Here is a 17,511-nt window from a genome sequence, read left to right on the forward strand (position 1 = left end):
GCCCCACGCACCGGCCCGATCCGCGCAACACCCCCCTGCTCGTCCAGTATGGCGGCCTATCGTCCGACTTTGTACGGTGCCGGACGCGCCGCCGGTCCGAGCCGCGCCATGGCCCGCAGGATGTGTTTGGGCGGCAGCTGCCAGCGCAGACGTGCGGGAATGCCGCGCAGCAGCGCGCCCATGGCCCGCAGCCGGCGGGTGACGACGGTGGGTGCGGGGGCCGGTCTGCCGTACAGCTCATGGGCGTACGGCGGCAGTGCGGCGTACGCCAGTTGGGCCACGCGCCGCCACAGCACCTCGCGCGCCGGGATGAGAAGGGGATGCGTCGGCGGCCGGAGGAGGAAGTCGTCCACCTCGCGTGCCTCGGGTCCCGCCGCCAGTTGTGGCCGCACCTTCTCGAAGTACGCGGCGAGTTCGGCCCGGCTCGCCGGTACGGTCTCCGGCTCGAGGCCCACCAGGCGGGCGCTGACCCGGTGTTCGGCCATGTACCGGTCGGCCTGGGCGTCGGTGAGCGGGAAGCCGGAGCGCCGCAGGACGTGCAGATAGGAGTCGATCTCCGCGCAGTGCACCCAGAGCAGCAGCCCGGGTTCGTCGACGCCGTACCGCTCGCCGGTCTCCGGGTCGGTCGCCGTCAGCATGCGGTGGATCTTCCGCACCCGTGCGCCGGCCCGTTCGGCGGCCTCTGTGGTGCCGTACGTCGTCGTCCCGACGAAGTTCGCGGTGCGCATCAGCCGGCCCCACGCGTCGCGCCGGAAGTCGGAGTTCTGCAGGACGCCGCGCACCGCGCGCGGGTGCAGGGCCTGGAGGTAGAGCGCGCGGATGCCGGCGACCCACATCATCGGGTCGCCGTGCATCTGCCAGGTCACCGAGTTCGGCGTGAACAGCCCGGGGTCGCCCATGCCCAAAGGTGTGATCACAGCCATTGGTTGTCACCTCGTGTCGCCGTCGACCTGAGTATCTGCCCGGTTTGCCAGTGGATCATTCACTCGCCGCGAAGGGTGAGACGGCAGGAGGGAAGAGCCCGGACGTGGCCTGCCCGGCGCCCACACGCAGACCAGCAGGCAGCGACCCGGCGGAGCGACAAGGGCGCCGGTCACGACCGTCTGCAAGGGCGCCGCGGTCCCGGTGACGGGCGCGGGCTCGTCTCCCGTGTGCGCCGAGCCGTCCGCGTCGGTCCGGCGAACGGCAGCCGGGACCCTCGCCGCTTGAACGGTGAGGACGGCGTGCACGGCGAGAACCCCTGGCGAGTAGAGCGATCACCCGGGGGACGAGCAGGATCCAGGCCTCGGCCACATCGCTGTGCCGCCGCAGCGGGTTCCGCCGGCGCACAGACGCACCGGGGTGACCGTCGCGGGACGTGTCCGTGTCATCGTCACCTCTCCTGACCTCTCGGCCGGGTCCGAGGAGCCGGCGCCCGACCTGCTGCCATGACTGGAGATGAGCCCCGTGCGCCGCGCGGTGGTTCTCGACGAGGGAGGTGTCATCGGCATCCTCGCCGTCGCCGGCGTCACCCGCGACCTGGCCTGGCCGGGGGCCCGCCGAGACCCCGCCGCGCCCCACCACCCCGCACCGCGCGAAGGAGCCCAACAGCCGCGCGTGGCGGCGGACTTCACGGTGGCCGACGACCGGCCTGCCCGCGCGGGCAGCCCGTCGGGTCACAACCGGGGACGGAGCACGTCGTAGGCCCAGGCCGCCAGCGTGGTGGGCGTGGTGGTGTACGGAGTTCGCGGCTGTTCCGGGACGAAGCCGTCCCGCAGGCCGGTCGACATCCCGATGACCGCCTCGACCAGGCCGTCGGTCATCCCGGATGCGCGCAGCAGGTTCCGCATCGCGTCGTCGCTGATCCGCTCGACGCGCAGCGGACGACCGATGGCGGCGGACACGATCTCGGCGGCCTGCGGCCAGGTGAGGTCGGCCGGACCGTGCACGGCCTGGACACAGCGTCCGGACCAGTCGGTCGACAGCAGCCGTGTCACGGCGACCTCCGCTATGTCGCGCGGCGCCACCCAGGCGAGAGGCTGGTCCAGGGGCAGGATCACGGGTATGACGCCGGAGCGTACGGCCTGGAGCTGGAGCTCCAGGTTGGTGAAGAAGTAGCCGCAGCGCAGGTGTGTGACGGTGGCACCGAGGGCGTCGAGGGCGAGCTCGGTGCCCGCGAGGCCGTCGATCTCGCCGGCTCCGTCGCGCTTTTCGGCGCCGACGCTGCTCTGGAAGACCGTCCGCTCGATGCCGTTCGTCCTGACGGCGCTCACCAGAGCCTCCGTGGCCAACTCGTAGTCCGCGAGCGGATCTTCGCCCGACGACGGGGGATCCACCCAGAACAGCGCGTCGACCCCGGCAGTGGCGGCGACGACCGCCTCGGCGTCGCGCTGGTCCACCTGGACCGCGTCGACCTCGTGGCGCATGTCGGGGGCGAGCCGGCCGGGTTCGCGCGCGAGTACCCGTGGGCGGACTCCGGCTCGCAGGAGCATGGCGACCACGTGCCGTCCCACGTTGCCGGTGGGCGTCGTGACTGCGATGCGCATGGCTTGGTCTCCTTTCGGCGGGTTCCGGCATCACGACGCTAGAGGCCAATCCGGACACCTCCTGTCTCCTTGGCTCACCGTGTGTGCGGCGGCCGCCGTACGTGCGGGGATCAGCCGGGCTCAGGTACGACCGCCACCGGGGAGGCCGCGTGGTGGAGCACGCCGTGGGCGACACGACCCAGTTGGAGCCCGAAGTGGCCCTGGCGCCGCCGGGCACCGACGACGAGCAGGTCGGCCTCATGGGACACGGCCGGCAGGACGTCGCGCGCGTGGCCCTCGACCGCACGCCGTGCCACCTGCAAGTCGGAGGGGGCGTCCCGCAGCGCCTCCTCCACCATTTCCACAGCCCGCTGCTCCTGCAAGTGGGCCGGCTCGCCGACCAACAGCGGCGGGCTCGTGCAGGGGCCGGCGCCAGGCCCGTACGGCCTCGATCGGGACCCCGCGCAGCAGGGCCTCTTCGCACGCGAACCGTGCCACGGCCGAACCCGGGGACCTCTCCCCCACACCCAGAACGATGCGACCGCGCGCCCCAGAGCCTGCCCGGTTGTCGTGGCTCCCGCGCAGCACGATCACGGGACAGTGCGCGTGCCCTGCTACAGCGACGCTGACCGAGCCGAGGAATGCCCCGGTCACGCCGCTGCGACCGCGCCGGCCCAGCACCATCACCACAGCGTTGCGGCTCTCCCGCACCAGTGCGTACCCCGGCTCCTCGGGCAGCACGTCGGTGGTCACCTCCACACCCGGCTGCCGGCGGCGAGCACGCCGCTCCGCAGTTCCGACGATGTCCTCGGCCATCACCTCCTCCGACGGCGCACCGAGGTCGGAGGCCACGGAAACGCCGACCGCGACCTCGCCGTCCGTGGCCTGGGAGGCGGCCTGGGCCCGAGGGCCCGGGCCGATGCCGTCATGTCGCCGCGCGTCGTCACGGTTGAGGCCGTCGACGACCTCCAGGTGGCCTACCGGACGTTCCGCCGCACCGGGGTCCGTCGCCTTCCGGTCCTGGACGCGGGCCGGGTGGTGGGCGTGCTGACGGTCGACGACCTGTTCCTCGATCTCTTCCGCCGGTTCGCCGACCTGCTGGGTCCGGTCGCCTGGAGCGTGCTGCAGGAGCCGCCGGGGCCGCCTCCTGAGGCCGGAGCCGAGCATGGGCCCTCAGCGGCATGGGGCAAAGCCCGGGGCAGCCGCCACGAGAGACACCGGAGGAGATCCTCGACCGCCGCTTCGCCTCGGGCGAGATCGACGCGGACACCTACACCGAGGCGCACGAACGGCTCGCCGCCCACAGGCCGAAACCCCGGTGACCGTGTCCTGCGACACAGTGGACTCACGGTGAGACGGCGTACCACGTCTGCCAGGACAGACGACTGCTCGCACCGGTGCCCGGACCTCACTCGCGGCGCAGAACGACTTTGAGGGCGCCCGTGGCGATGCCCTGTGCGAACACCACGGTGTGGAGATCGGGGACGGTGTCCCAGGAGGTCCCCCTCGTTCCCCCCACCTCCACGGTCGTCCTCGCCGTGCCCCTGGGCAACGCGGCCACCCGCACGCCTCAGTCCGGTCCCCTGTACGGGCGGCGGAAGACCGGTGCCTGACCGGTGCCCCACGGGCGTACGGCCGCCAGCGCCTGAGCGACGGCGGACTCCAGCGCACCGCTGGTGTCGACCGGTACGGCTTCGGGCCACGGCGGTTCCCTCGCGGCCATGGCGCTGACGATCTCGGGGCCGGCGTCGGACGGGCCGGGGGCGCGCGTGCGCAGCCGGGCCGCCGACACGTCGCCCGGCACGTGGCAGTGCAGCGCGACCAGGTCGGCGTCGGCGCGTTCGGCCGCGCGGACAGCGGCTTCGCGCTGTGCGGCATCGGACCAGGTGGCGTCGAGGACCACCGATTCGCCGGAGGCGAGCAGTACGGCTGCGCGGTCGAGCAGTGCGGCGTACGTCCGGGCCGTCCACTCGGGCGTGTACAGCCCCTCGCCGTAGCCCGCCGCGGCGGACTGCTCCGCCGGGATGCCCGCCAGCTCCTTGCGGACGCGGTCGCTGCTGAGCAGGGTGACCCCCAGCCGGTCGGCCAGGGCTCCCGAGAGCGTCGACTTCCCGCTGCCCGGCAGTCCGCCGACAAGGGTGAGGCCGACGGCGGAGGTACGCAGGTGGCGCAACGCCATGGAAGCGAGCCGCCGCGACGCCGTTTCGGAACCGGCGGCGCCCTGGCGCGTCTGGATCGCAGAGACCTTGGCACGGACGAAGGCGCGGTAGGCGACGTAGTGGTGCCACAGGGAAGGGGGCGCGGGATCCCCTGAGTACTCGCCGTACCGGGCAAGGAAAAACGTCGCCGCCTGAGGGGCTCCGAGCTGCTCCAGATCCATGGCGAGGAAGGCGGCGTCGTCCAGGCCGTCGACATAGCGGAGACGGTCGTCGAACTCCAGGCAGTCCAGGACGCGTGGACCGTCGTCGAGACAGAAGACGTCCTCGGCGAGCAGGTCGCCGTGACCGTCGACGACCCGTCCTTGCTCGATGCGGGTGTCGAACAGCCGCTCGCGACCGGCGAGATAGCGCCGCACCAGCTGTTCGGTCTCCGTCAGGCAGTCGAGCACGACGCCCTCCGCCGCCAGCGCGTGAACCTGCGCGAAACTCGCCTCCCAACGTGCCGACAGCGCATCGCGCGTGCCCTGTTCGTCCACGTCGCGGCCGCGGGGGGCAGCCGCGTGCCACGCGGCCAGCTGCCGGGCGACGGTGCGCAGGACGTCGTCGACGGCAACGCCCACCCGCACCAGGCGGGAGAGGCGGCGTTCCTCCGGCATGCGGCGCATCACCACGAGCGGTTCGGGTGTCTTCCCCTCAGGGCTGCGGAATTCGCCCAGACCCACGTAGACGTCGGGGGCGAACCGGCGGTTGAGGGCTATTTCCCGCTCGCACCCGGCCCGGCGTGCCTCGACCGTGGTGTAGTCCAGGAATCCCAGATCGACCGGCTTCTTCACCTTGTAGGCCCGGTCGCCCACGAAGAACAGCGTCGCGGTGTGGGTCTCACACACCCCGGCGCGCGACAGGGCCACGCCGTCGTCCCGGCCACCCGACGTGGGGGCGGGCGTGCCGGCCCGCGGCTGGTGGAGGCTTGGCTCAGTCATGAGCACCGACAGCGACCGGGCAGCGCCCGTGATGGACGGCGGCCCGCGCCAACCGGGCGAGTTCGCGCCTCTCGGCCTCGTCGGCGGTCCGAGGTGCGGCGGCCGGACTTTCGGGCGAGCCGTCGAGGCCCACGGTGACGACTGGTTGCATGGCGGCGGCCTCCGTCTCGTAAGAAGCTGGAGGGGACGGTGGACGAGTCCGACCGTGTGGATGGTCCGGACGTCGCCTGCATACCGGGCGCGACGCGTTCTCCCATTCGAGGATCCCCCTCGCTTGGCCACGGCGCATGTGGACCCGTGGAGAGGCGGGCCGCGGCCGTGGCAGGCGGCGGAGAGGAGGTGTCGCACGGTGACGCGGCGACCGCCCTTGGGCGACAGGGGGCTCGGAGGTCTTTCCGGACGTGACCGCATCGCGAAGGCAAGGAGAGGGCGATGTCGCACACAGGACAGTGGAAGGTACGTCTCGACCTCTTCGAGGACGACGACGGAACGACGAAGGCGCACCTGGTGCTGGACACCGGCACCACGGCGCTCACCGGCCGCGGAACCGCGCACTGCCATCCGGCGGACATGAACGTGCCGGAGATCGGCGACGAGCTGGCGGCGGGCAGGGCCATGGTCGATCTGGCTCACCAGCTGCTGGAGACCGCCGAGCGCGACATGCAAGGCGTGGCGGCACGCCGGCCCAACAGCCCTCGGACCGCTTGAGGTCCGGCCTCGGACGCCACACCCGACTCCCCCCTACGACGTGCCGGCCCCGGAGGAAACAGCAGGCCGGGCCCGGATGGCGCCCGGCTACCTGGCCCACCTGGAGGAAGGGCCTGCCGACCCGACCTCGGCGACGCTCAACAGGCCGGCGGACGCCCTGGGCACCTCGGTCGCCGGGCAGCAGCTGTTCGAGGCCGCGCACACTGTCCTCGTCATCGACGTGTGTGACCACAGACGCTAGGTGTCTCCGGAGCACTGCGCTGACCTGCACTTTTGCCAACCACATTCAGCAGTATGGGGAGCTGTCTGCCGAGGATTCTTGGCACATCGGTACAGATTCGAAGGCCTCCCTGCCTGCACTGACGACGCCCCTTCCTCCTCCGGTTGCCTCCAATGGCCCATCCCCAACCACGACGTCACGTCGGCATCCTTCCCAGAGGGCCGCTGGATCACTGAGCCTTTTCAACGTTGCCTCTCCAGGGTGAGGACTGCGGCGGCGATGTCCGTCATGCGGTTCGGGCTGCAGCGGCTGCGGCGGAAGATCCGCCAGGACTTCAGGCGGGCGACACCTCGTTCGACGGGAGCGCGGGCCTGGGCGAGTGCCCGGTTCAGCGTCCGCTCGGTCGGTGACAGTTCGCCGTTGGGCGGGCGGCGGATGGCGGTGGTGGCCCAGGAGCCGGCGCCGATGTAGGCGCGGTCGGCGACGATCGGGACGCCCTGGCGTTCGCAGATTCGGATGATGCGGTGGGTGCGTGCGGCGGTCAGATCGTGAGCACGGCCCGGCAAGGCCGGCGAGATCCACAGAAGCTGGCCTACGGGATCGGTGACGACCTGCACGTTCACGCCGTGGCGCCGGTGCTTGTGGGAGTAATCGGCGCGTCCGTCGCCCAGGCGGTCGCACTCGCTGAGGGTGCCGTCCAGGAGTACGTAGTCCGGGTCGTGCTCGCGCAGGGTCTTGAGCAGGCCCGGCGCCCGGTCGGCGAGGAGCCGCACGACGGCGGTGGTGTAGGCGTGGGCGGTGCCGACGGATATGCCGAACCCGGCGGCGATCTGCGCGAGAGTCTCGTGCTTGCGCAGGTAGGCGAGAGCGACGAGGGCGCGCTGGTGCGGCGGGAGCTTGCAGCGGCGGTCACCCTCGCGGGTGACGATAAGCATCGTGACCCACTCGACCAGCGCATGAGGCAGGTCGAGTGCGGCAGGATAGGGAACCAACAGGGCTCCTGGACCGGCAGGTTGAGACTTCGAACACCTCACCCAACGGCACGGGAGCCCTGTCCGTTGCGGGCACCAAGGTCATCACCCGATCGGTGGCCACGCTGAAAAGGCTCACTGATCCGCACTGTCCGCCCATTGGAAAGGGACGGCCCGCCGGCGACCGCGCTTGCGGACAGTCGCGGGGATTCACGGATGCCGGGAGCCGACGCCACAGGCACGACCGCTGCGGCTGCCGCGACCAGGCAAGCAAGGCTGGCCAACGCCACTATGAGCCTGCTGCCCCACATCTTCGTGAGGAAGCCGCTTGATGGGATGTCGCCTCTGCCGACCGCACCACCCGTACCGTTGCTGCCATTCAACGAATCAGCCGCCATGACCATCCAGCATGCCGATCACCTCTGACGGTGTCTCCCGTTTCAGCGCACACGTCCTCCTTCATGCAGCGGGCGGGAGGGCTCTTTCGGTAGCAGCTTGGTCTGTCCCCAAGACTGAAGCACCGGTCAGTGAGCCCACCGGCGGTGCAGGTTCGGGGCGGTTTGCGCCGGCTGCTGAAGCGAGGCCGCTTCCGCGCGGTGTCATGATCGGGGTGATCTGTACCGGCGGTGAGTGCAGATCCGGCGGAGAGGGCACCGTGGCCATCGCGTTCACGTACGCCCCTGACACAGATGCCCCTCAACCCCCGGGCCGACACCGACCTCCATGCCCAGACCCGCCTGCACGTACCCAACATGCCTGCAAGCCCTTCGGGTACCGTCACGGCTAGCGATATTTCGTCCTCTTCGCGGGGACCAACGGCTTTCTTGCACCGGTCCGACAACCAGTCCGGCTACGCCTGGACGAAGTACGCCGGCGGACCGGACATCCCCATGCCCGAGGTCATGCCCACGGCCCAGAAGGCCCAGTCACCCCTGGTATGACCACATCAACTTCCTCGGCCGCTGCTCCTGCATTCGGCTTTCGGGTAACCGGGCCTGGGGCAGCGGCGCGACATGACCGCATGGCATCCGGGATCAGGCGTGTCAGGGGAACTGGGCCTCGAGTGAGCGAGTTGGGCGGCGGGGATTTCTTCGAATGCGGCGCGGCGGTCTGCTCCCAGGGGGCGGATGTCGCGGGCGAAGTGGGCCAGGGCGGGGGAAGTGTTCGGGATCGGCGCCGAGCACCGCGACACGGAACCGCTCCAAGCCCCTCGGCGGCGGCCACGCAGGTCGAGAGCGAGATGACGGCGGGCTTCGGCGAGCAGGTGCCGACGGTGGAACCGGCAGCCGCCGTTCATCACGGACACAGTCGCGGCGACGTCGACGGCCGCCAGGGCGACATCGACCACGGCGGCGACCCGGCCCGGATCGCCGCCGCCGCGGCACGGGCGTACTCGAGGCTGGGTTGTTCTTCCGGAGTGCTCACGAGCGCTGTACGGCCACTGGTTCACCGTGATGACCGGGCACCCGGGGCAGGTCGTCCGCAGTGCTTCCTTCGCCGCTTCGACATCGAGCGCACATTCCGCCTGCTCAAGCAGACCCTAGGTTGGACCAAGCCCCGGCTTCGCAGCTCGGAAGCAGCCGACCGCTGGACCTGGCTCGTGATCGCTCCCTATGCCCAGCTCCGGCTCGCCCGACCACTGGCCACCGACCTCCGCAGGCCCTGGGAGAAGCCGACCGAGTCAACAAGCTCACGCCCGCCCGCGTCTGCAGAGCGTTCAGGAACCTGCACACGCGAAGACCGGCTCCCCGGCTGGTGCACCGAAACCGACCTGCCCCGGCCCCGGCAGGCCGCCAGGCTCGAATAACCAGCTACCGACCTTCCGTCACGACGTCAGGCGGGTCCTCGCCACCGGCGAGGCGTTCAGCCGTCCCGCCCACCACAAAGTCGGCACCAACCCCCGCCGCGGGACCTGAAGCTCTGCCCGCCTGAACCGTCAGGAAGCCGACGAGGTTGGATGGCTCCATGGTGAGACGAAAGCGGGAGAAGAAGAGGCGACCTCCCTTCGGCATGCCGAAGGGCATCGTCCTACTGGCGACGCCGGAAGGCTGGCGGCACAGTGTCCTCACCGTTGAAGGCGGGATGCTCTGCGGGCGCCTCGCCGGCGTCCCGGTCAACGCCGGACCAGCCGAGGCACGGGCCGCCGCGGCGGCCATGGTGGTGGGGCTGGCACACGACTTCCACGAAGTACCTGTCGACGTGACCTGGGATCCGCCCCGGGAACACGGGTCCTGGACCGCCCAGGTCACCGTTGCCGCGACCCCGTCGAACGCCTGTGGTTAAACGACAAGCTCAGCGGTTGTTGGGGTTCAGCAGGGCGGCGGCCGCGGCGATGAAGGCGACGGATGCTTCCTTGGCCGCCTGCCGCCGGGCGTCCAACTCGGTCCGGTCGGTGGCCTTGCGCAGCGCGTACGTGGCATCTGCGGCCTGCTGGGCGGGGCCGGCCAGCTCGGGGACCAGGACCTGAAGGCGGATGTGGGGCGCTGTGATTGCCGCCCTGGTGTCGTGTGACCTCGTCTGGGCCTCCAGCTGATGCTCGGTGCCTGCCTCGGTCAGGGCCAGACGCTCCCGGTGAAACATCGCCGAGCGGTGCGCGTCCAGGGCGGCCGCGAAGTCGGTGACGGCACTGAGTTGGTCCTGGCGGTGGCTGTCGGCGCGCTCCTCGACGCGTGCGCTGCGTGCCGAGCGGTGCTGGAGGAGTCCGGCGGTCAGGGCACCGGCGAGGGTACCGAGTACGGCAACGATCGAAGGCCATATCGACATCAGGTGTCGGGTCCTCTCGGATATCGGTTTCGGTGGTGAGGTCGGCGGACGGCGAGGTACGCGGCGGCGCTTTCAGTAGTGCTCCGATCCTCCCGGCCGGGCGGACCCTCGCCGTCGGCGCCACGGTGCGACGGCGCGGGGCTGCGTGATCTTGTCAATGTGTGCTGCTCCACCTGTGAGCCGCGCGACGGACCAACCCACCGATGTGCGTCCGGCACCCCGCCGTGGCCGCATACCCCAAGGAACCGCGTATGAGCGACCTGCCAACCCGCGCAGACCACAGCACTGCCCCGAACCCCGTGCGCAGCGTGTACCTGAGTCTGGTCGCCGAGGAATCGATGCCCTATGGAAGCAGGAGGGCAGTTCAGCCACCTGCAACCGCTGGCCACAAGTGGGACACCCTCGCGGCCTCGGCGCGTACCAACTTGCTCAGCGAGCCGGTCAACTACGACACCTGCCACCCGGAGTCGGTATTCGCGGCCAGCAAGGTGCTCGTCTTCGACGAGGCGGTGCGGGCCGCCGACGGCCCCGAGATACCGGACGAGGGTGCGCTGCTGGTCGTCCCGAACCGGTACAACCTCGCGTTCCACCCGCTCGCCGGCAGGCACGTGGCCGAGGCCGTCAACGCCTTGGCACAGTTTGGGCAGGGCGCCTACGAGGATGGCCCGGGGCGCCTCTCCCCCCGGGTGTTCTGGTGGCGCGCCAGCACCCTGACATCGATCACGCAGCTGCCCACTCGACATCGGCCGCATCACACCGAACGGAAAAGTCACTCTCTTACACCGTCCCCCCTTGGTCTACGGCTCACCCGACGCCATCACCGCGGATACCGACGCCTCGATCTGGTACGGCGGCACCACCGCCAACGGATGGCGGCTGGTCCACATCACCGCCTCGCTCTCGGCCTCCCACATCCCCATTCCGCTGGCCCACTTCGCACCGCACATCACCGGGCTTGCCTTCGGCCCGGGCAAACGCCTGTGGTTCACCTCCGCCCCCATCGACAACGAACGCGGCAAAGTCGGCTACACGGACTCCCGCGGCCACACCAGGATCTGGCCGACCGCCACCACCTCCCCCGGGTCGATCACTCCCGGCCCCGACGGCGCGCTCTGGTTCAGCGAAACCGACGCCATCGGACGGATCACCTCCAGCGGCGCCATCTCGTACCACCGGGCACCAGCGATGAAAAACACGGGAGGCAGTGACGGCTCTCTGGCCTGCACGCCGAACTCCACGCACTGAAGAACTGCGAGTCGTTGGTGTTGCGGCCGGCGTTCGCCAGTGGTTGCTGAAATCATCGCCCTGCAACATGAACTCAGGGACACCCAGGTCAGCAGTAGGTGCTCTGGGACGCCGGGACGAACTTCACACTGGTGTGGTAGCGGGCGAACTGAACCCGGTTGTAGTCGCGGCGGTCGACGCGGTACCAGACGTTGTCCCGGTCCTGGTCGCCATTGACGTCGTCCAGGCGGACGCACCAGCGTTCCGGGCGGATCTCCTTGCGGTAGGTCTCGGTGCCCTGCTGCACCTTGTGGCAGTTCTGCCGCCGTTCGGTGGTGTACCAGGTGCGGGTCCGGCGGTGGCTGCCGGAGCCGGTTGTGGAGGAGTGGCCGGCACGGACGGTGTTCGTCGTGCATTGCTTGACCATGTGCGGGCGGGTGGCCGGGGTGGTCTTTCGGGGGATGTGCCGGAGGTCGTCCTTGAGGCCGTAGACGGGATCGGGGCCGTCGAGGCCACAGGCGGTGAGCGTGGCCAGCAGGACCGCTGCCAAGCCGAGCGCCGCTCTGAGTCGTCCGTCGAACATCCGTTGCTCCCCCCATGCGTCGTTCGAACGCGTAGCGTATCCGAGGACGTGGCGGCCGTGGCCGACTCATGACGAAGGGCTGTTCCTCTGGAGACGGCTGCGGAAGGACGGCCCTTCGCCGCATCGGTCCGGTCCGCAAAACGCCGGAGGTGTGGCTTCCGCCATAGCGGGGGTGGTCCGCGCCTGGTGGGCTGTCCGGATGCGCCAGACCACCCCTCTCGCCGCGGCGGCCGTCGCAGTGTTCGCCCTCGCCACCGCTTGCGGCAGCCTTGAGCCGGCCTCCGGGCGGCACGAAGAGCCGGCCGGCTCCGCTGGTTCCTCGGCCTTACCCGTCGACCGCTTCCAACTGAGCGAGACGGACGAGGAAACCGTGGACAGGGCCCGGTGGGCCCTGGCTCGTTCCTGCATGGTCGACCTGGGATTCCCCGAGCTGCGTACGCTGAGCCTCGACCCGCCGCCGGCGTGGCCGATGCCCCCGCAGCAGGCCGGAAGGCTGGTCGCCATCAGCGTCATCACCGACACCGACCGATACGGCGTCAGCGACCCCGAGCAGGCAGCCGTCCATGGCTACCAGGGCGCGTACCTGGAGTGGAAAGCGAACCGGAAGACCGTCGACCGGAAGTGGACCCTGCCGCAATACGTTGCTCTGACCGGCGAGTTCGTGTACCTGCGCAACAAGAACACCGTCCATGGGCACACCGTTCCCCCGCACGGCTGTCTCGGCCAGGCCGACCGCACCTTGTACGGTTTCCGGCCCCAGGACCGCCGGGACCCGGTGCTGTATGTGAAAGGAGCGGGCATCACCGAGGGCGAGAAGACGAACGAGTGGAAGGCTGCGGACCGCGCCTGGTCAGCGTGCATGAAAGCCCACGGCTACCACTACGCCAAGCCCTCGGAAGCCCGCAACGACCCCAAGCGGGAGGAGAAGGAGTTCGAACAGAACCCCCACCGCGACCCCCATGTTCCCTCCGGACTGGAGAAGGCGACCGCGGTGGCGGACGCAGTGTGCAAGGAGAAGACCCACTACGTTCCAACGGTCCGCGCGATCGACATTCGCGTCCAGAAACGCCTGATCCAGAAGAACCGGACCGCTCTCGAAGAGGCACACCGTCAGAGCAAGGCCGCCGCCGACAAGGCCCGAGCGATCCTGAGGAAACTGTCCTGACCGGCGGCCACGGACTTCGAGACACCGAACAGCGGTGCCACCTGCCGCAACGTCAAGTTCGTGCGCTGCACATCGCGACCGGCAACACCCGGTCCGGGCCGGCCGGCCGGTCAGGAGGCTTTCCCTCCTGCGCTCGGTGTCGGCCCGGCGGCGATGGAGAAGTCGAGGACGAGGCCGTCGGCGGCGGCGTGCGCCGATGTGAGCGCGACGCCGTGGGGCAGTGCGGTGACGGCCACGGTCCTGCGCTCCAGTTCGTCGCGGAGTCCGGAGGTGGCCGGCAGCCCGGCGAGGTCGTCGACGGGCACGCTTCGGCCGAGGACGCTGACCGTGGTGGGCGTGATGGTGAAGGCGTGCGCGGTCGTGGACAGGGTCGTCCGCACGGTGACCGGCAGGCCCAGGCGGCCGACGCTGCCTGCGAGGATCAGGTCGCCGTCCTCTCCGCCGGCGGTCAGGCCGTTGCCCGGCGCGCCCAGGCGCCGGGTCACCTGGTCGTATCCGACGATGGCGGTTGCGGTGCCGCCGGCGCTGTCGCCGTTCGTCGTGACGTCTTTCAGGCGGACGGTCACATCCGACACGACGTGCTGACGATGCACGCCTTTCGCGTGCACCTCGATGTCTCCGACCTCCCCTCCCAGGGTGCGCAGGCCAGCGAGGGGGGTGGTGAGGTCGGCGTGCACCGGGCCGTCCGGCTTCAGCCGGCGCTCCGCCCGGGCGACGACCCGTTCCTCGGTGCGGTGCTCGGCCCAGAGGTCGGTCGCGCTGGTGACCAGGGCAAGGGTGGCGGCGGTCGCGGACAGGACGAGGCGGGTTCTCCCGCGGGGGCTCGGTTTCATGTGGGCACTGCTCCGGATCGGTCGGCGGGCGGTCAGGCGTGCAGGCACAGGAGGATCCGGTCGAGCCGGCGGGGTATCCACCAGTTCGCCCGGCCGATGAGGAACATGGCGGACGGCACCAGGATCAGGCGGACCAGCGTGGCGTCGACGATCACGCTGATCGCCAGCCCCAGGGCGAGCATCTTCACGACCACGGTCGGTGAGGCGGTGAAGGACAGGAACACCGCGGTCATGATGAAGGCGGCGGCGGAGATCACGCGCGCCGTCGCGGACAGCCCCTCCCCCACGGCAAGCCGGTTGTCACGGGTGCGGTGCCAGGCCTCGGCGATGCGGGACAGCAGGAAGATCTCGTAGTCCATGGACAGCCCGAAGACGATCGCGAACATCATCATCGGCACGTACGACTCGATGGGCACCGGCTCCGAGAGTCCCAGCAGCGATTCGCCCCATCCCCACTGGAAGACCGCGACGAGCACGCCGTAGGACGCGGCTGTGGTGCACAGGTTGAGCACGACGGCCTTGAGCGGGATCACCAGGCTGCGGAAGACCGTCATGAGCAGCAGGAAGGCGAGGACCAGGACGATGCCGATGACGATGGGCAGCCGTTCGCCGAGCGTGTCGCGGAAGTCGGCCTGGCCGGCCACGGTGCCGGTGAGATAGGCCTTCGCGCCCGTGCCGTGCAGGGCCTTCGGCAGTGTCCGCCCGGAGAGGGCGGCGAGCAGGTCGCCGGTGGCGGCGTCCTGGGGGCCGGTGGTCGGGGTGAGCGTGGTGACGAGGATCCTTCCGTCGTCGCTCGCCTTGACGGGGGTGAAGGCGGCCACGCCGTGGGTGGTTTCCAGGGCCGTGGTCACGTGGGCCGTGATCCGGTCGGCGGGCGCCTTTGCGCCGCGCACGTCGACGACGGTGACGATCGGGCCGTTCGCCCCCGCTCCGAAGCCCTGCCCGTCGGCGTGCGCGAGCCAGTCGTACGCGGTTCGGGTGCTGCTGCCGGGTCGGTCGGCACCGGCGTCGACGTGGCCGAGGCGCATCGACAGCAGGGGCAGGGAGCACACGCCGAGGACGGCGACTCCGACGGCGAGGAAAGTCCAGGGGCGCCGGGCGACGAGGTCCGCGTAGCGGTTCCGGCCGTCGCCGGCCGCGGTGCCCTCCGCGACCGGGCGGCGCAGCCCGAACCGGTCGATGCGCCTGCCGACCAGCCCCAGAGCCGCCGGTACGAGGGTGAGGGCGGCAGCGGCGGTGATGACGACGGCACAGGTGGCCGCGAGGCCGATCTTGCCGATGAAGGTCAGCCCGCAGGCATAGAGGCTGAGCATGGCGACGGCCACGGTCACAGCGGCGACGAGGACGGCGCCTCCGCTGGTGTGCGCGGTGCGGGCCGCGGCATCGGCGGGGTCGCGCCCGTCGATGAGGTCCTGGCGGAAGCGCGTCGTCAGGAACAGGGCGTAGTCGATGCCGACGCCCAGGCCGATCATGCCGGCAAGGGTGGTGGCCGAGGTCGCGAAGGAGAGCGTGGCGGCAACGATGCCCACGATGGCGAGGCCGACCCCGACGCCGATCAGCGCGGTGATCAGCGGGAGCAGCGCGGCGAGGACGCTGCCGAAGACCAGCAGCAGGATGACGAGGGCGGTGACGACGCCTACGCCCTCGCTCAGCTTGTCGTCGGCCGGTGCGCGCACCACCTGATCCAGATCCCCGCCGTAGGCGACGCCGAGCCCCGCCGCCCGGGCGGGGCCGGTCGCCTTGTCCAGTTGCCCGGTGTAGTGGTGGCCGAGGTTCTTCAGCTGCTCGTCGAAGGAAACGGCGGTGTACGCGGTACGTCCGTCGGCGCTGGTGACGGGCGCGGATACAGCAGTGACGTGCGGCAGATCGCGCAGCTCGGCCAGGGTCCGCTCGAGCGCGGACCGCTGGTCGGCGACGGCGCCGGAGCTGGTGTGGAACACGACCTTGCCGCCCGGCCTGCCCGCCTCGGGCATCGAGGTGGCGAGGAGATCGGCGCCGGTGTGGGAGGCGGTGCCGGGCAGGCTGACCTGGTCGCTGAAGGTGGGCGCGGCGAGGTGCCGTCCGGCCAGGGCCGCGACGAGGACCAGCAGCCAGACGGCGATCACCGCCGTCGGGTGTCGGGCGCAGAAGCCGCCGAGGCGGCCGAGTCCGCGGGCCGCGGCGAAGTCCGTCGCCGGAGGGGAGGCGGTGTGCGCCCCGCTCGACGCGCATGGGTGCTGCAGAGGTCGGGCCACCTGGGCCTCCAAGAAGAAAGTGTCACGAGTGACACGAACTCTAGAGAGGAAGTGGCATGAATGACAATTGGCAGTGCTGTCATTTTTGGCGCCGACGACTCTGGGAGAGTGCGCGCCAGAAGGCGACGCTTCGGAGCGGCACGTGTCAGCGGTCGGTAGCACTGCGTGCGTCGGCCAGGGGGGTGGCATGCATGTCAATTGACAGTCGTGACACCATGGCGGGAGGCTTCGGACCATGCCCAGTGAGATCGCCCCCGCCGGACTGCGCGAACGCAAGAAGGAGGAGACGCGGCGCCGCCTGCTGGAAGGGGCCGCACGCCTGTTCAAGGAACGCGGCTTCGAGGCCACTACGATCGCGGACATCGCCGCATACGCGAACGTCTCCGTGCGCACCTTCTTCCGCTACTTCGAGAGCAAGGAGGCGCTGCTGCTGCCGGACGGCGTCGAGATCTTCGCCTACGTCGAAAACGCCCTGGCCCGGCGTCCGGCGGACGAGGAGCCCCTGGACGCGGTGTGCAACGCCCTGCTGGAGGCGGCCGAGCCGTTCGCCGCCTCCACTCTGACCGCCCTCAGCCATCCGGTCCAAGGCATCGAGAACGTCGTCACGGCCCGGCTCGTCCAGGCCTTCTCCGACTTCGAGGAGCGGCTCACCGTCCTGGTCGAGCGCAGACTGCCGCCCAACACGCCGGACGCCGACCTCACAGCCGCGGTGATCGCCTGCGCCGCCCTGTCCGCAGTGCGCGCCGTACTGCGCACCCGCAGGGCGCGCCGGGCGTCCGGCCTCACCGACACCGGCCCGGCACCCCTGCCACGGGCCTTCGCGATACTGCGGGGGATCAGCGCAGCCGAACAGCCCTGACAGCGGCAGGGGAGCCGCTGACCGGGAGCCGCTGACCGGGAACCCCGCCCCCCCGGCTCGCTGTCCGACCCCGGGAGCACGGACACCCTCGACACGTCGGCGCAGCTCGCCGAGACTCTGCGAGCGCATCGGCTATGCGAGTGCGGCGGTGCCCAACTGGGGTCGGAACACCGGGGTCGTCTGGTCGGTGTTCGTGCTTCTGGCTGCAGTCAGTGCCGGACTGGCGCTGGTGAGCCACTGCCTCGACGGGCCGACCGGTGCTGAGGGCAGTCCTCTCAGAACGGACCCGGTCACCGGTGCCGCACGCA

General features: G+C 70.6%; 15 protein-coding genes and 6 pseudogenes. 10 read left to right on the forward strand and 11 right to left on the reverse strand.

The annotated features are described in order from the left end of the window. Window positions 1–56: 56 nt before the first annotated feature. Complete coding sequence (locus FB563_RS35290) at window positions 57–923, reverse strand: oxygenase MpaB family protein (RefSeq protein WP_244329064.1); 867 nt, start codon at window positions 921–923, stop codon at window positions 57–59. Window positions 924–1,437: 514 nt separating this feature from the next. Here FB563_RS35290 and FB563_RS35295 point away from each other — a divergent pair. Next, entirely contained in the window at window positions 1,438–1,683 is a 246-nt protein-coding gene (locus FB563_RS35295) for a hypothetical protein (protein WP_142219158.1), read from the forward strand. Here FB563_RS35295 and FB563_RS35300 read toward each other — a convergent pair. After that, a complete protein-coding gene (locus FB563_RS35300; RefSeq protein WP_142219159.1) occupies window positions 1,656–2,525 on the reverse strand; it encodes an NmrA family NAD(P)-binding protein in 870 nt (289 codons plus the stop codon). The two genes, FB563_RS35295 and FB563_RS35300, sit on opposite strands and share 28 nt — an antisense overlap. A gap of 110 nt (window positions 2,526–2,635) precedes the next feature. Next, window positions 2,636–3,365, reverse strand: a pseudogene (locus FB563_RS44560) (universal stress protein); the annotation flags it as partial. A gap of 66 nt (window positions 3,366–3,431) precedes the next feature. Here FB563_RS44560 and FB563_RS45005 point away from each other — a divergent pair. After that, a pseudogene (locus FB563_RS45005) lies at window positions 3,432–3,560 on the forward strand (CBS domain-containing protein); the annotation flags it as partial. 125 nt (window positions 3,561–3,685) lie between these two features. Beyond that, window positions 3,686–3,826, forward strand: a complete 141-nt coding sequence (locus FB563_RS43320) for an SHOCT domain-containing protein (protein ID WP_167528544.1) — start codon at window positions 3,686–3,688, stop codon at window positions 3,824–3,826. Between the two features lie 248 nt (window positions 3,827–4,074). Here the strand turns inward: FB563_RS43320 and FB563_RS35315 are convergent, their stop codons facing one another. Further along, on the reverse strand, window positions 4,075–5,550 hold the full coding sequence (locus FB563_RS35315) for a bifunctional aminoglycoside phosphotransferase/ATP-binding protein (protein ID WP_142219169.1): 1,476 nt from the start codon (window positions 5,548–5,550) through the stop codon (window positions 4,075–4,077). A gap of 151 nt (window positions 5,551–5,701) precedes the next feature. Further along, window positions 5,702–5,794, reverse strand: a pseudogene (locus FB563_RS35320) (universal stress protein); the annotation flags it as partial. A gap of 281 nt (window positions 5,795–6,075) precedes the next feature. On the opposite strand from FB563_RS35320, the gene FB563_RS35325 reads away from it, so the two are divergent. Together FB563_RS35325 and FB563_RS45310 are read left to right on the forward strand one after the other, a co-directional pair. Next, window positions 6,076–6,351: a DUF1876 domain-containing protein gene (locus FB563_RS35325; RefSeq protein ID WP_142219160.1), complete on the forward strand. Its 276-nt coding sequence runs from the start codon at window positions 6,076–6,078 to the stop codon at window positions 6,349–6,351. Window positions 6,352–6,391: 40 nt separating this feature from the next. Beyond that, entirely contained in the window at window positions 6,392–6,592 is a 201-nt protein-coding gene (locus FB563_RS45310; protein WP_341874448.1) for a helix-turn-helix domain-containing protein, read from the forward strand. A gap of 221 nt (window positions 6,593–6,813) precedes the next feature. On the opposite strand, the gene FB563_RS35335 is transcribed toward FB563_RS45310, so the two are convergent. Next, the gene (locus FB563_RS35335) at window positions 6,814–7,563 is read right to left on the reverse strand and encodes a transposase family protein (protein ID WP_142218408.1); all 750 of its coding nucleotides are present in this window, start codon (window positions 7,561–7,563) and stop codon (window positions 6,814–6,816) included. A gap of 1,024 nt (window positions 7,564–8,587) precedes the next feature. Beyond that, window positions 8,588–8,753 (reverse strand): annotated as a pseudogene (locus tag FB563_RS44575) (TetR/AcrR family transcriptional regulator); the annotation flags it as partial. A gap of 272 nt (window positions 8,754–9,025) precedes the next feature. On the opposite strand from FB563_RS44575, the pseudogene FB563_RS35345 reads away from it, so the two are divergent. Both FB563_RS35345 and FB563_RS35350 read left to right on the forward strand, forming a co-directional pair. Further along, window positions 9,026–9,458: pseudogene (locus FB563_RS35345) on the forward strand (NF041680 family putative transposase); the annotation flags it as partial. A gap of 49 nt (window positions 9,459–9,507) precedes the next feature. Continuing rightward, on the forward strand, window positions 9,508–9,825 hold the full coding sequence (locus FB563_RS35350; RefSeq protein ID WP_142219161.1) for a hypothetical protein: 318 nt from the start codon (window positions 9,508–9,510) through the stop codon (window positions 9,823–9,825). A 9-nt stretch (window positions 9,826–9,834) separates the two neighbouring features. Here the strand turns inward: FB563_RS35350 and FB563_RS35355 are convergent, their stop codons facing one another. Further along, window positions 9,835–10,305 carry a hypothetical protein gene (locus FB563_RS35355; RefSeq protein WP_055704727.1) on the reverse strand — a complete coding sequence of 157 codons (471 nt, stop codon included), beginning with the start codon at window positions 10,303–10,305 and terminating at the stop codon, window positions 9,835–9,837. Between the two features lie 750 nt (window positions 10,306–11,055). Between FB563_RS35355 and FB563_RS35360 the strand changes: the two genes are divergently transcribed. Beyond that, window positions 11,056–11,550 carry a virginiamycin B lyase family protein gene (locus FB563_RS35360; protein WP_425281750.1) on the forward strand — a complete coding sequence of 165 codons (495 nt, stop codon included), beginning with the start codon at window positions 11,056–11,058 and terminating at the stop codon, window positions 11,548–11,550. Window positions 11,551–11,638: 88 nt separating this feature from the next. Here FB563_RS35360 and FB563_RS35365 read toward each other — a convergent pair whose 3' ends face one another. Continuing rightward, complete coding sequence (locus FB563_RS35365; RefSeq protein ID WP_055704729.1) at window positions 11,639–12,112, reverse strand: hypothetical protein; 474 nt, start codon at window positions 12,110–12,112, stop codon at window positions 11,639–11,641. 199 nt (window positions 12,113–12,311) lie between these two features. On the opposite strand from FB563_RS35365, the gene FB563_RS35370 reads away from it, so the two are divergent. Beyond that, on the forward strand, window positions 12,312–13,277 hold the full coding sequence (locus FB563_RS35370) for a hypothetical protein (protein ID WP_055704730.1): 966 nt from the start codon (window positions 12,312–12,314) through the stop codon (window positions 13,275–13,277). Window positions 13,278–13,282: 5 nt separating this feature from the next. Here the strand turns inward: FB563_RS35370 and FB563_RS45645 are convergent. Beyond that, window positions 13,283–13,439, reverse strand: a pseudogene (locus tag FB563_RS45645) (IS5/IS1182 family transposase); the annotation flags it as partial. Between the two features lie 703 nt (window positions 13,440–14,142). Beyond that, window positions 14,143–16,344 carry an MMPL family transporter gene (locus tag FB563_RS35380; RefSeq protein WP_234357615.1) on the reverse strand — a complete coding sequence of 734 codons (2,202 nt, stop codon included), beginning with the start codon at window positions 16,342–16,344 and terminating at the stop codon, window positions 14,143–14,145. A 235-nt stretch (window positions 16,345–16,579) separates the two neighbouring features. Here FB563_RS35380 and FB563_RS35385 point away from each other — a divergent pair, with 235 nt between their 5' ends. Then, a complete protein-coding gene (locus tag FB563_RS35385; protein WP_055704732.1) occupies window positions 16,580–17,203 on the forward strand; it encodes a TetR/AcrR family transcriptional regulator in 624 nt (207 codons plus the stop codon). The last annotated feature ends 308 nt before the right edge of the window (window positions 17,204–17,511 follow it).

This window comes from Streptomyces puniciscabiei (assembly GCF_006715785.1).
Lineage (GTDB): Bacteria > Actinomycetota > Actinomycetes > Streptomycetales > Streptomycetaceae > Streptomyces > Streptomyces puniciscabiei.